The sequence below is a fragment of the Verrucomicrobiia bacterium genome, assembly GCA_023953615.1.
Lineage (GTDB): Bacteria > Verrucomicrobiota > Verrucomicrobiia > Limisphaerales > JADLHS01 > JADLHS01.
Genome location: JAMLJH010000001.1, coordinates 1,069,128 through 1,082,948 on the forward strand (window position 1 = coordinate 1,069,128; position 13,821 = coordinate 1,082,948).

A 13,821-nucleotide genomic window follows, 5' to 3' on the forward strand; every position below is an offset into this window, starting at 1 on the left:
AGGAAGTGAGAAAAAGGGATGTTCATGGCGCGCTTTTCACTTTCTTCACGATGGTGGTGAGAATGGCGATGATCTGGTTGGATTCATCGCGCAGACCGGCGAGTTGTTTTTCAGGCAGAATATCGGCGGCCACGAGCAGGCGAATCCAATAGTGGGTTTCCCGGGCTTCCTTGAGCGCAATGGAAACCTTGCACAGAAAATCCGCCCGGCTTTGTCCGCCTTTCGACTCCTGCAAATTCGCGCCGATGGATGTCGCCGCGCGAAGAAGCTGATTTGACAAGGTGCGCGGCGCGCCCGGACGTCCGTCCAGAGTCTGGCACAGCTTCACCACGCGCACGGCAAACGCAAACGCTCGCTCGGATATTTCTTGCGGCTTTTCATCCATGATTTTCTCACTTCTCACTTCTCACTTCTCATTTCCCGCAGGAAAAAGTTGCTGCATCAGTCCGCGCTTGTGAGTCCGGAGAGCTTCGAGCTTGGCACTCTGGGCGGCGATGGCCCACAGGATCTTGCCCAGGCGTTGTTGATTTGATGCGGTCATGTGGTTAGCTTCGAGAAACCCAGCATTCGAAACGCGTCGTTGTAGCGGGTCTGACCTTCCAACGTATTTGCCACCAGCGCCGCCGCGAAACGTTTGCTCACGCGCGCCGCTTGAGTCAGGTAAAAGTTGCCTCCGCTCCCGCGCGGAATGGCTTGCAATCTTTTCACCTCCGCATGGTAAGCCTCCCAAAATTCTTGCTGGTTAAGTCCGCCGACATCATGAATCCGCCGCAGGATGACCAGGGTGCTCACCTTAAAACGTCCGGCCAACCGACTGGTTTCCTCCCGCCACCCGGCTTTGGGACGATATTCGCGCCGCATCCGATCAATGGGCACGAGGAGTTCTGCCGCGACTTCGTTGCACCACCGTTCCACCTGTTGCTCCGGCACGGCCGTGGGTTGGGCATCCGATACGGCCGACTGGCCCAGCCAGATATGCGCCAGTTCGTGCGCCAGGGTGAACATCTGTCCCGCCTTCGTGTCGGCGCCGTTAATGAACACCAGCGGCGCCAGGTCATCGGCCATCGCGAAACCACGGAACTCCTGCGGATCCAAATGCCGGTAATTGTTATTATGAACGACCCCGTTGCACATGACGAGGATGCCCAATTCATCTGCCTGTTCGATGAAACACCGCAGCGCATCCGTCCAGGTCGGCAACTGGCGGCGCGCGTCCAAATCAAAGCCAAGCTCCGCTCCGATCCTGGCGGCGGTGGTGACCACGTCGTCACCCACCCGGGCCGAACCGACAAAGGCCAGAGGCGTCTCTCCCATCGAACGCGCGTAGTTTCGAAACCACTCCTGCCGTTGCTGGCAGACGTAAATCGTGTCCAACAGGTCCGGCGACGGGCGGCTCAGACGCGCATTGGCCGGGGTGCGGAAATCTGGAATCGGAACCTTTTCCACGGGCGGTTCAGGAAGGAAAAGATAGCCGATGGGCGTGTGCGTTGCGTTTGCGAACGCTTCGAGCTGCCTCAAGGTGGGCTGCGCCGCGCCGCTCATCCAGCCCCCCAGATGCGGAAACTTGTGCGCCAGATCGGCGACGTCAAACCCGGCGCGTTCACACGCCCAGCGCAGCAACTGCGGTTTGATGGCCACCCGATTCATGGTCAAAATCTACCGGCTGACATTCCGAACATCAATCTCGCCGGTGCCGGTGGCGTGGTATTGGGCGCATATCAAAAAATGAGCACCTTTTCACAGCCTTTCATTAGCACCCAGCTTTAGCTGGGTGATCGAGGCGTTCAATGTTTACAACCGCTTCAGCGGTTTCTTTCGGCGGATAAACCGCTGAAGCGGTTTTAGTCCTGGGCGCACACCCAGCACCCAGCTAAAGCTGGGTGCTAATGAAAGGCCCGCCATTGCAGGGGATTTTGGATGTATGGCCTGCTCAAATTTTGATATACGCCCGTGGCATTTCCGCAAGCACCATGGGCGTTTGCGGAGCGCGGCATTAATGCCGCTTCAACGCACGACGTTTCGAGGCCGTTGAATCGGGCGAGGCCGTTCGCGCTGCGGGACGTGAAGCGGCGTGAACGCCGCGCGCCATAGCTCCGTCAGGAGCGGCATCTTTGTAGAGCCAACCCCCAAACAAATCCACAGCCCCGGCAGGGGCGACATCGGAATATGTCGCTCCTACGGAGCTTGAAAAATATTGTGACGCGTTTTCTACAAAGATGCCGCGCCTACGGCGCTGGGCTGGCGCGTTGAAATTAGCGAATGGGATTGCGCTCATGCCCCGGCCTCCGATGGGGAGGGAAAAAGTTGCTGCATCAGCCCGCGCTTGTGGGTCCGGAGGGATTCGAGCTTGGCACTTTGATCGGCGATGGCCCACAGGATCTTGCCCAGGCGTTGTTGGTTGGATGCGGTCATGGAAATGAGCGTGGTCGAAATAAATCAGTCCCAAACGTAGCGTTCATCATATTCGACGCCGTATTTTTTGAGGAAGGCCCGGTATTCTTCCTGAAAGGTGCGCGTCCGATGATGTTCTTCCTGCCCGTCTATGTAACGGAACAATGCGTCCCGGTCAGCGGGGCCGACGGAAAACGCGCCGTAACCGCGTTGCCAGGCAAACGCGGTCAGCGCGAGCGATTGGGTTTTCAGCCATTTGGAGGACGACGTTTTCAGGCGTTCGACCAGATCGGCCACGGTGATGGTGCGTGCCAGCCGGATGGCGAGATGAACGTGATCCGCGACACCACCAACGCGGAAACATTCGCAATCGGCATTGCGAGCGACCGTGGCGAGATAGGCGTGAGCGGCCGGGCGGATTTCCGCGTCAAGGAACAGAGCGCGGTCTTTGGTGCTGAAAACAACGTGGATAAGCAGAAATGAAAGTGATTGCGGCATGGTGATATTTAGTCAGGTTGGTTTTTTGATTGCATGGACGTCATCCAATTCATCGGGCAATGCGATTCCACAATGTTAAGGGCCAAAGGCCCGGTGCGATACCAGCCCAGGCCAACGGCCTGGGATTTCCGGCAACCCATATTATTCCAAGGGCCAACGGCCCGGGCCATGAATTGGTTTGGCCGCGCGACGACGTGAATATGGGTCGGGCCTTCAGCCCTCCGTTTTGTAATGTAATGCCGTTCCTGGGGCGTTGCCCCAGGCTGGTATGGGAACGCGCCGTTGGCGCTAGGAAATGCGCTCATGCCCCGGCCTCCGATGGGGAGGGAAAAAGTTGCTGCATCAGCCCGCGCTTGTGAATCTTGAGGGTTTCGAGCTTGGCGCTTTGGGCGGCGATCAGGTCGTCGAGCGAGGCGAGGCAGGTGGCGATGCGTTGCTGTTCGGTTGGTTCTGGAAAGCTAAACAACAACGGGGCAAAGCCGGTGCGCGTGATTTGCGGTTGGGCGGAACCGCTAATGACGGACTTCAAGCCGTGATTCTTGAAATAGTGGAAAATGAAATCTTTGCTAAGGCGCTCATCCTTCGGCCTCACCACCATTGCGTTTCCAGTAATCCACGATTGCGGCAGTGTCCGGGTTACTTCTCCACAGGTCGCGCCACGGCAGGTGACCGCGATCTCGCTTTCCTCATGGTTGTAGCGGTCATGTCGTCCAATGATGCCATTTGCGCCGTAAACCAAATACTCGCCATTCATTTGCAATTCTGACGCTGTTAAGGTTTGCGGTTGGTAGAGTTCGCAGAGCGAGCCGAGCTTATTTTCTTCCCACTCCGGGGCGTTTTGGAACTCGGGGAAGCGGAGGCGGGGGCGGGTTTCGCCGGCGCGGGGGAAGAGTTGCTGCATCAGCCCTTTTTTGTGGGACTGGAGCGCGTCAAGTTTCCGGCTTTCCGCTTCGATCAACTCGTCCAACGTGCTCAGGCACTCCGCAATTTTTTGTTGTTCCTGCTTTGAAGGGAAAGCCAATGCCAATCGTTGGATGGAGGTTGGATATAAGTGAAAGACAGTTGATCCAGAAACAAGCTGAAGAACCTTTTGCTCCAGATGTCTGATGTATCGAGCGAGGAACTCTCCACTGGTTGATTGTTTACTTGTTCTGATCACCAGGATGTCCCCGCCAAGAATTATGTCATCCAACTTGATGCAGCATGCCTTCGCGAGACCCCGTGGCGTAACATCGGAGGTTGGCATCAGCACATCATTATCGACTGACATGTAGAGGTCGTCCTCTGAATCTGTGTGGCTTCTAACTGCTGAAATATCCGCCTGTCATCACGGCTGCGCCCAGCGACGCCATTGCATTGGTGGGTCAAACCGTGACGTTCGCGGTGAGTGCCACCGGAACGGCACCGATGTACTATTGGAAAAAGCGCGGCGAATTCATTCCGGGTGCCACCAACGCCGTCCTGAACTTGCCGTTCGTTTCCGTGGTTGATGCGGGTGACTACTCCTGTTTGGTGAGCAACGTCTTTGGCCAGGCCACCAGCGCCAGCGCCACCCTGACGGTCTATGGGGCACCGGTCTTTACGCAACAGCCGGAGTCGTTTGCCGTCGGGATCGGCTCGAATTTCACCCTGCAGGCTACCGCAATGGGTTTCCCGTGGCCGACGTATCAGTGGTTCAAAAACGGGGAAGCGATCCCGGCCGCGAATGATTCAAGTTACAGCATCGTGGCGGCGCAATCGGCCGATGCGGGAAATTACTCGGTGGTGGCGACCAATTTCTTCGGCGCGGCCACCAGTGCGGTGGCGCAAATAGCCGTGGTTGCCTACCCGCCGGTGATTGTCCTGCAACCGGTGAGCCAGACCGTTCCGGAAGGACAGGGTTTTACGTTGACGGCAGGAGCGGAGGGCACTGCGCCCTTGAGTTATCAATGGCGGTTGAACGGTGTGGATCTTCCCGGAGCGACCTCCTCCACCTACTCGGTCGCCGCCGCCACCGCAAGTGACGGTGGCAGCTATAGTGTGCGGGTCAGCAACGGGGCCGGCAGCGAGGTCAGCGCTCCGGCTGTGGTGGCAATCGCTTATCCTCCACGGATCACGCAACAACCCCAATCGGCAACCAATGCACCAGGAGGCAGTGCCTCCTTCTTCGTGGCGGCAACTGGCACTACGCCACTGTCATATCAATGGTTCAAAGATGACCATCCTTTGCCCCATGCCACCAATGCTCTGTTGGAGTTGTCGGCGTTACAGCCCGGCGACTTTGGCCGCTACACCGTACAGGTGACCAACTACTTTGGCAGTGTGACCAGTGCGCCGGCGGAGTTGCTGTTCGCGGATACCCTGTGGCAGGCGTTGGCCGCGTATTATCCCTTCAATGGCGACGCCAAAGACGCCAGTGGTCACGGCTGGGATGGCGCGGTGGTGGACGCGGTTTTGACGACGGATCGCTGGGGGCAACCAAACTCGGCCTATTCATTCAACGGCAGCAATCAGCACATTGATCTGCCATTTGGGAGCAATACGTTTGCGGGACTGACCTTGGGCGCCTGGGTGCGACACACCAATTACACGCAGTATTCCGGCATCGTCGGTTCGCGCAGTACCAGCAACAATCAAATCATGCTTACCATCAGTCCGGATGGTGCGATCGCGTTCAACTGCACCGCGACCGGGCCCGAGCCACGCTGGTGCGTCGCTCCCGCACCGATCACGTTGGACGGGGAATGGCATGCGGTGGTCGCCACAGTGGATGCGGCCACCGGCGTTCAGCGATTATTCATTGATGGCGCGCTGGTGGCTGCCAGTGAGAACCCCCCGTTCACGCTGCAATCCACCGCCCCTTTCAAAATTGGCTGGGATCCGTTGACCGGTTTGCGCCACTTTGACGGGCAGATTGACGACGTGCGCATTTACACGCGGGTGTTGTCAGCCGACGAAGTGCGCGATCTCTACGTCCTGGACGTGCAGGCGGGATTCCGCCTCACCGCCACGCGCACACCGAATGGAATTGCCGTAAGTTTTCCGGGTGCGGCCAATCTCTCCTACTCGGTGCTCTATACCACCGACCTGACCACGGACCTTTGGCAAAAGCTGATCAACATTCCCGCGCATTCCACCAATCGCACCGTCGTGGTCACGGACCCGGCGAAACCCGCGCCACTGCGCTTCTACCGCGTCGTCACGCCGTCCTGGCCCTGAGTGATCGCGGCGGGTGAACTCGGCAATTGCATGGCGCGCAATTCGTCCTTGTCTGCGCTGGCGGGTTGGCGATGCTGACTTGGCTTGAACATTCGCAACCGATTATCCGTCACCCAACGCTGCATCGCCATGGCGGCCGTGCTGGGGCTGGTGGGCGGCGCCGTTTGGTTCGGCCTCGGACGACTGGCCCATCAGGTGGACTGGGTGAGCGTCATGGCGCCGACACGCGCCCGGGTGGGCGAACCGCTGGTTTTGCGCGTTCAAGTGCAGCGACTCACCGCACCCACTTATCTGTGCGTGGATTTGCATTGGACCACCAACCACCACACCACCCAGGGTTTCCTGACGACCAGTCCGCCCCAATGGACAACCACTCCCGGTCAGGCGTTGGAATTTGAACTGTCGGTGCCGGCGCGACCGGGTTTGCGCTTCGTCAATGGCATTATCTTTCTCAGTCCGACGGGAACGTGGTCGGACCATTCCATGGTCGCCAACACCGATTTAATTCCCGTCACGGAAGCGATGCCCGTGCGGGAATTCCGACCTATATCTCTGTTTTCCTCCAGCACAACAAACGGTTATTCCGTCGCGCCAACGGCGGCCTGGCCGCGAATTTTACTGGGCCTGTTGTGGTTTGCGGCGGCGGTGATGGCTGGGGTTTCCCGCTCGCGCATTTCGGGTTTTGCATCCACAGCACAGAATGCTTGCCGGTGGAACTGGTTGGTCCTTGCGTTGGCGGCCATCGGTCTTTGGGAACTTGCCGGCTGGGAAACCTGGATTGGAATCCGCGTGCGCTCCTTCACCCGCACCGCGGATCTCTATCATCTGCGCCATTGGTTGCAGCGAGGCGTCATTAGTTTGATCGTCGGGGCGATGCTGATCCGCAGCGTGGGTTGGTGGCGACAACGCCGCGCCATGCCGCTTCCGCAATTCGCCCTGGAACTGTACCTGGCGTTGATCGTTGCGGACTTATTTTCGCTCCACGCGTTGGATCAATTTCTGCGATTCAGTTGGCGCGGATTACTGGTGATCCACATTCTGAAGCTGGGTTTGGCGGCGGCAATTCTGATTGATCTGGTGTTGAAGCTCAGACAACGCGCAGAAGTTTCGCAGAACACCGCTTCAACCGCGCGCGAAAGCAAATGAGCGACGAAAAGTTTCGATTTCGCACGTCCGCTTCACGGTGCAGAAATCCGTAGGCGATAAAATTTTTGTGCGGCTTCGTTCTTGTCCGCGAAAATTTGCAACGTCGCTCCGGTGCCCGTGATTGGTGGTCCGAAATCCTGCCAGTCCGGATCAGCAAGCGAGCCGGCCGTCTCCGGCTGATAAATGTGCCCGACAGTACTTTGCCAGGATATGGTAATGGTTGACGGGGTGGCGCCAGAAGCCTTGATCATAAGCGTCACCGGATCACCGGCCGGGCCGCTGAAGATGGGCGAGGTCGCCCCGGTGAACGTATCTCCGAGGATTCCGGTATGGCCATTGCCGCTCTCATCCATGATTACCGTGGTGCCGGTGGGATCGTTGAAATTGTAGAGCAACACCGTGGCCGCGTCGCTGGGTAAATCACCGATGATGGGCGTGAAGGAGTCTCCGCTGTACCGGGCGACTTTGGAAATGCGCAGACTGTCGATGTCCCCGAGAAAACTATCGTAAAGAGTCTGAGCATTATTTCGGACAACGGCGCCCACGACCATCTGGCTCTGAGGACCGTCGGGAATATTGCCGCTGACGCTGCGTGATTTGACCAAATTCCCATCAATGTAAAGACGCTCTTCAAGACCGTCGTAAACAAAAGCGTAGTGGTGCCATTCATTAGTGGTCGCCGTCCCACCACCAATGGTGCTCCCGACCAAGACGCCGTAACCGTAAACACCACAGTTCGTGGTTAAACCAAATTGCTTGTCTTCGGCAAAAGCCTCGATTTCGTTCCAAATGAGCCCGCGCAGAGTGGTGTACGGCCGGACCACCGCCTCATAAGTGGCGGCCGACTCCAGGACCGTGTTCCCCGCAATGGAAATGGTGTCGGTTCTTTGACTGAACGTGGCATAGCCCGCATTCGAGGTATTCGTGATCGCGCCGCAAATGGTCACGACGGTCATCGGAAGGCTGCCGGTCAGATGAATTTTGTGCATATCGCGTAGTGGGTTGTGAGGCTTGGGATTCAGATTGGACTGATAGAACTCCACCGTTCCGGCTTGAAGCTCACCCCCCAGAGGCAAACTCTGATTTCTCATCAGTCACAGATTTGCCACGACCATCTGCAAACCGTTGGATTCTGTCAATCTGAAATCGCAACTTGTTAAAACTCTTTGAGGAAGTCCCCTATTGGACTCGAAGAAAATGTCCCCCTGAGGCCGAGGTTGCGTTAGCTACTACGACCAGGAGTGTCCGACAGATCAGTAGTGATGAGGATGAATTGCAGTCGGGAGCGACGGCACGTCAACCCATTGCGGCCCACGGTTAACCCCCACGCTTTCAACGGGCGACGGATGGGCGATTACTTTTTGGCGGGCGCGGGATTGGCGGTCGGGGTTGCGGGCTTGGCCGTTTCCGCGGCGGGACGCAAACCGTACTTTACCAGGATGGGCAGGTAATCCGGATGTGATTTGCCATATTCCGCCAATTGCAAGGCCGCTTTTTGCAAGGCTTGCATTTGCTTCTGAATGGAGCTGCCCTGCTGTTCCAATTGCGCCACGAACTGACTGATCTGCGTGGCCTGCGGTTGCAAGGCGACGGCCAGCGCGTTGTTGTAACCGGCCTCGCGCCAGAAGAAGGCGCAGAGCGCCAGAATCACCAATAACAGGATGACGCGCAAAGTATGCGTTTGCGATTCCAAGGCGGCGACGGTGGCCTTGAGATCGGTCAGATCATTTCCAGAAGTGGTCGGAGCGGAAATCGGCGTGCTGGCTGGGGTAACGGAGTCACTCATAACAAATCGCGATTATTTCTTGGCGGGGGCGGCGGCCGGTTTGGGCGCGTTGGTCGGTTTGCTGATGATCGTTTCCAGCACGGCGTTGATGCTGGGATTGGTCTTGGCGTATTCCATACTTTCCGCCACCAAACCACGCACCAATTGTTCGTTGTTCTGGAGGCCGCTGAACTGCCCGATCAACGCCTGATACTGCCGCACCGTTCTGGTCTTGTTGTAATACTTGAACACGCACACCAGCAGCGCGACGGCGCTGAGGATCAAGACCACATTCAAAATCCTGCCCGAACCACTATTATTCATAAAACAAGTGGGGCGAGTCTAACGGCTCGCCGCGCGATGTCCATTGAGTTTTTAATCACGGCAGCGCGGCCGGCCGGTGCCAGACGTAACGCGCAAGAATGACGCGCAGCACGGCAGCCAGGGGAATCGCCAGAATTCCCCCTAAAATGCCCCCCAACAAGGTCGTTCCCACCATCAACGCAATAATGATGGTCACCGGATGCAATCCGACCCGGTCGCCCATGATTTTGGGTTGAATCAAAAAACCTTCCAACCCTTGCACCACCGCAAACACCAACAACACGAGCGCCGGATGTTGCCAATCGCCAAAGGCCACCACCGCAATCACCAATGCCGAAACGCAGGTGGTGATGGCGCCCAAAAACGGAATGATGGTCAGGAATGTCGCCATCACGCCGATCAGCAACGCGTACGGCAAGCCAATGAGCGCAAATCCAATCGTGTAGAGAATCCCGTCGCAAATGGCCACCAGCACCTGCCCTCGAAAGAACGCCACCAGGTAGCCGCTGATGGCGTTCAGCACAAAAATCAGTTCGTCTTTGAACCGGGAATCCTGCACCGGCAGATAATCGCGCCACTGTTGGTTGATGCCCTGTTTTTCCAGCAGAAAATAAAAGGCATAAATGGGTACCAAAGCCAGGCCGGCAATAATGCCAAATACCGTGCCCACGAAACCCATCACCTGGCGCATCCATTCCCCAAAGCGCGGCAACAATCGCGTCACATAATCGGTAATCGGATTCCAGGAATTGGGTTCTTCGACCAATGCAGACGACGTCGGGACCGCATTGGTGCCGCTGGCCACTTCCGGCGGGAGCGGAGGCGCCACGGAAGAATTGGTGTCCGCCACCTTCAGCAGACCGCTGAGCGATTCCAGCAATTCCACGCCGCGTTGGGGCAGCCACTCGGGCGGGTTGGCCGCCAGTTTTGCCGTCTGGGCGGGTAGATTTTTGGTCAACTCGCCGGATTTCTGTGCAAGTTGCTGCGACTCCACCACCAGTTGCGGGACCACGCTCGCCGCCAGCCCCAGCACAATCAACAACGCCAGGACGAACACCACCGCCACCGCCCGGGTGCGCGGCACGCGACGTCGTTCCAAAAACCCCACCACCGGATCCAACAAGCACGCCAGCACACCGGCCACGGCCAGCGGCCAGATGACCGGCGATAACACCTCCAGCGCTTGCCCCAATCCCCAGACCAACGCCACCACCAAGGCGACGATCGCGCCAATCGCCAGACCGGTGAGCGCCATCCAAATGATGCGGCTTTGTTTTGGGGTGGGTGGCGGCAGGCTCATGAATTCAGTGGCACTGAGTCTTTCGGTTTCCACCGTGACGCACAATGGAAAAGCGCCTCATTGACCAGTAGTTCATCAGGGGATTCTGACCGGGTTGGTGGGCGGAATGACGCATGGTGCGGTTATTTCAACCCTGCCCCAGTTTTCGTGATTTCTCGGTGGCCGCGCGCACGGCGCTCATTACCGTGCCCCGCAGTTTGCCCTTCTCCAATTCGTGCAAGCCTTCAATCGTCGTTCCGCCGGGACTGGTGACCTGGTCCTTCAAATCGCCGGGATGTTTCCCCGTTTCCAAAACCATCCGCGCGCCCCCCAGAACGGTTTGCGCCGCCAATTTGGTCGCCAGATCCCGGGGCAAGCCCGCCGCCACGCCGCCATCGCTCAACGCTTCAATAAATTGATACACATACGCCGGACCGCTCCCGCTCAATCCCGTAACCGCGTCGAGCCAGGCTTCCTTGACCACCAACGCCAGGCCCACGGCGGCGAGTAACTTTTGCGCCAGCTCGCCATCCGCTGCGGTCGCGGCCTGGCCCAAAGCAAACGCGCTGGCGGACGCGCCAATCAGCGCGGGGGTGTTCGGCATGACGCGGATTACCCGGGTGCCGGCGGGCAAGGCGGCTTCCAATCGGGCCAACGGCATGCCGGCCGCAATGGAGATCAACAAATGCTCCGCGGTGAAAACGGATTTGACCTCGCCCAAAACGGCGGCGGCTTGATCCGGTTTGACGGCCAGAAAAATGACTTGAGCGGAAGCCACCACTTCACGATTTGTCGTCACCGCGTGACCGCCGGTTTCGCGGGCGAACGCCTCGCGCGCCGCCGCCACCGGGTCGCTGGCCCAGAGCCGTTTCGCTTCCACCAGTTGTGCGCGAATGAATCCACGCGCCAACGCGGTCGCCATTTTGCCTGCGCCCAGAAAGCCGATGCCTAGTGATTCCGCCATGCGCGCCATTTAACCTCTTTCCGCGCCGGCCCGGAAGCCAAAAGGAAAGTTTTGCCGGACGGGCCGAGGCCATCAGACCGCAAGCCGGATGAGCCGCCGCGCGGGTCGGTTTCAAAATCGTTGATATTTTGGCGTGACAGATGGAGCGATTCTCGACAAGTACCGACGGAGTGTTTATTGTCGGGGCAAACCTCCACGAGGATTGAACCTCCTCCTGGCAGACGATTAACAAAATTGCGACACATGTTTGGCGAGAAACGAATTTATCGAAGCGTTCGGGCGTCCATTCCCCGCGCGCATTTCACGCCCCAAACCAGGTTTATCATGTTGAGAATTATTTTCGCTACGGCGCTGATGGGATTGCTGGTGGGTTGTCGTCACCATCAATACGCGGTCGTTCCCAATCCACCTCCACCCATCGCCAAGGACGGAACGGAGGAACATTACCAACGGGAGGTGGACGAAATCCTCCGCCTGGCGAACGACAATCGCTGGGAAGACGCCCAGACGCTGACCACGTCGTTACGGGAAAAAGCGCCCGACAACCGCACGGCGGAACGTCTGGATACCTGGGTCCGGCAACAACGCCAACGCATCCGTGATCAACAGTTGGAGGATAAGATCCGGGCCATAGACGCAAAAAATTCGGTTTTCAATCCCACGCCCAAAAGTTTGTTGCTGGAAGAAAAAGATCGCGGCCTGCCCGCCACCAAGGACATTCGAGATACCGTGGCCCGGATCGAAAACTCCCCGTATATCCCCGAAACCTACGGCAAGGTGATTCAGCAAAAGGGACCGTTGTTTGACATAGACGCCGCCAAAGGTCCGATGGCCAAGGTGCTGGATAAAGAGGTTAGTCTGCACCTCGACAACGTCCCGCTCGAAACCATCCTGCTGAATCTGAGCGAATCCACCGGAGTCAACATCGTCGCCGATAAAGCCCTGGCGGCCTTGAAGCAGCAACTCAACATCAACCTGGATAAAGTGCGTCTGGGCGAGTTGTTCAAGTACATCGGGCGGAATTACGATCTGCAATTCCAGGTCGGCCCGGAGTTGGTCTGGGTGGTGGATGCCAAAGACCCCAAGCGTATCATGGAGGAAACGCGGTTTTATCGGTTGCGCAAAGGTTTTGTGTTGCCGGCGCAAATGGGCGCGGACGAAGCCGTGCGCACCCAGGTCACGGCCAACAACGTGACCACGACGTCGGAAACGCAGAAGTTCAACAAGTTTGTCAATGACGACGCGCCGACCATTCCTTCCATCGAGCGTGCCATCACCAATTTGTTCACTGGCTCAAAATACATGATTGATTATGAGCGCAACCTGATCGTGGCGCGCGGCACTCCCGAACAACTGGATGTTCTCGAGAACATCATCAAGGAATTTGACAAACCCATTCAACAGGTGCTCATCGAGGCGCGCTTCGTCACCTTGTCCAAACCCGCCTTCCTGCAACTGGGCGCGATTTGGGAGACCGGCCGCCAGCCCGGTACCCGCAGCCCGCAGGATTTGACCGGACTGTTCACCGGCATCGCGGGCAGCGACTCGACCATAACCAAAAATATCGGTATTGGACTAGCCGAGTCCTTCACCAATGTGCTGAACAGTTCCACGCTCAGCGCCACCATCAGCGCCTTGGAACAAAGTGGTGAAAGTCAAACTCTCAGCTCGCCGCGGTTGACGGTATTGAACAATCTCCCCGCCACGATCGCCGATGGTAAAGTGCAGTATTACTACGAAGAGTACAAGGTAAGTACCACGGTCGGTCAGTACATTACGGCCTCCTCCTTTGTGCCTTCCGGCAAACCCACAAAAATCACCTCCGGCGCCGAGTTGAACGTCATGGCGAGTATCAGCGGCGATGGGCAACACATCCTGCTGGCGCTGAATCCCCGGGTGAACACGGATGTGCAAATGGTTCGCTTTGCCACGCTCACCGATTTTTCGAGCGGCACCCAACCGAGCACCTTTGACATCAACCTCCCGCAATACCGCACGCAGGAACTGGCCACCCGCGTGGTGGTGCGTTCGGGTGAAACGGTAACCATGGGCGGCGTGCTGGAGCGGCAAAAAGCCACGGTGGTCGAATCTGTCCCCGTGTTGGGGAACATTCCGATCATCGGCGTCTTGTTCCGCCGCCGGACGGAAGTGGATCAACCGCGCTACCTGTTGGTCTTCGTCACAGCCACCATCGTCACCGAATCGGGCGAGTTCCTGATTTACGATGACGCGCCCGAGCACAACTGAGAGACGGTA

The 13,821-nt window shown here is 57.8% G+C and carries 13 protein-coding genes; 3 read left to right on the forward strand and 10 right to left on the reverse strand.

Annotated elements, in window-relative coordinates; genetic code table 11:
• Positions 1 to 22 precede the first annotated feature (22 nt).
• The 5 genes from M9920_04385 to M9920_04405 all read right to left on the reverse strand — a co-directional run bounded on the left by M9920_04385 (position 23) and on the right by M9920_04405 (position 4,159).
• Positions 23 to 385, reverse strand: coding sequence for a four helix bundle protein (locus M9920_04385; protein MCO5051520.1), 363 nt, complete (start codon positions 383 to 385; stop codon positions 23 to 25).
• Between the two features lie 152 nt (positions 386 to 537).
• Complete coding sequence (locus tag M9920_04390; GenBank protein ID MCO5051521.1) at positions 538 to 1,647, reverse strand: ImmA/IrrE family metallo-endopeptidase; 1,110 nt, start codon at positions 1,645 to 1,647, stop codon at positions 538 to 540.
• A gap of 624 nt (positions 1,648 to 2,271) precedes the next feature.
• Positions 2,272 to 2,412 (reverse strand): hypothetical protein, encoded by a 141-nt coding sequence (locus M9920_04395; GenBank protein MCO5051522.1) that lies wholly within the window; start codon positions 2,410 to 2,412, stop codon positions 2,272 to 2,274.
• A gap of 24 nt (positions 2,413 to 2,436) precedes the next feature.
• Positions 2,437 to 2,889, reverse strand: a complete 453-nt coding sequence (tnpA, locus tag M9920_04400) for an IS200/IS605 family transposase (protein ID MCO5051523.1) — start codon at positions 2,887 to 2,889, stop codon at positions 2,437 to 2,439.
• Between the two features lie 301 nt (positions 2,890 to 3,190).
• On the reverse strand, positions 3,191 to 4,159 hold the full coding sequence (locus M9920_04405; GenBank protein ID MCO5051524.1) for a restriction endonuclease subunit S: 969 nt from the start codon (positions 4,157 to 4,159) through the stop codon (positions 3,191 to 3,193).
• 101 nt (positions 4,160 to 4,260) lie between these two features.
• On the opposite strand from M9920_04405, the gene M9920_04410 reads away from it, so the two are divergent.
• Both M9920_04410 and M9920_04415 read left to right on the forward strand, forming a co-directional pair.
• On the forward strand, positions 4,261 to 6,087 hold the full coding sequence (locus tag M9920_04410; GenBank protein ID MCO5051525.1) for an immunoglobulin domain-containing protein: 1,827 nt from the start codon (positions 4,261 to 4,263) through the stop codon (positions 6,085 to 6,087).
• A gap of 84 nt (positions 6,088 to 6,171) precedes the next feature.
• Positions 6,172 to 7,233: a hypothetical protein gene (locus M9920_04415; protein ID MCO5051526.1), complete on the forward strand. Its 1,062-nt coding sequence runs from the start codon at positions 6,172 to 6,174 to the stop codon at positions 7,231 to 7,233.
• 32 nt (positions 7,234 to 7,265) lie between these two features.
• Here the strand turns inward: M9920_04415 and M9920_04420 are convergent, their stop codons facing one another.
• The 5 genes from M9920_04420 to proC form a co-directional block, all read right to left on the reverse strand.
• The gene (locus tag M9920_04420) at positions 7,266 to 8,324 is read right to left on the reverse strand and encodes a LamG domain-containing protein (GenBank protein ID MCO5051527.1); all 1,059 of its coding nucleotides are present in this window, start codon (positions 8,322 to 8,324) and stop codon (positions 7,266 to 7,268) included.
• A 263-nt stretch (positions 8,325 to 8,587) separates the two neighbouring features.
• On the reverse strand, positions 8,588 to 9,019 hold the full coding sequence (locus tag M9920_04425; protein ID MCO5051528.1) for a hypothetical protein: 432 nt from the start codon (positions 9,017 to 9,019) through the stop codon (positions 8,588 to 8,590).
• Positions 9,020 to 9,031: 12 nt separating this feature from the next.
• Positions 9,032 to 9,322, reverse strand: a complete 291-nt coding sequence (locus M9920_04430; GenBank protein MCO5051529.1) for a hypothetical protein — start codon at positions 9,320 to 9,322, stop codon at positions 9,032 to 9,034.
• Between the two features lie 55 nt (positions 9,323 to 9,377).
• The gene (locus M9920_04435) at positions 9,378 to 10,622 is read right to left on the reverse strand and encodes an AI-2E family transporter (protein ID MCO5051530.1); all 1,245 of its coding nucleotides are present in this window, start codon (positions 10,620 to 10,622) and stop codon (positions 9,378 to 9,380) included.
• 127 nt (positions 10,623 to 10,749) lie between these two features.
• Entirely contained in the window at positions 10,750 to 11,565 is an 816-nt protein-coding gene (gene proC, locus M9920_04440; GenBank protein ID MCO5051531.1) for a pyrroline-5-carboxylate reductase, read from the reverse strand.
• A gap of 324 nt (positions 11,566 to 11,889) precedes the next feature.
• On the opposite strand from proC, the gene M9920_04445 reads away from it, so the two are divergent.
• A complete protein-coding gene (locus M9920_04445) occupies positions 11,890 to 13,812 on the forward strand; it encodes a type II secretion system protein GspD (GenBank protein MCO5051532.1) in 1,923 nt (640 codons plus the stop codon).
• Positions 13,813 to 13,821: the final 9 nt, after the last annotated feature.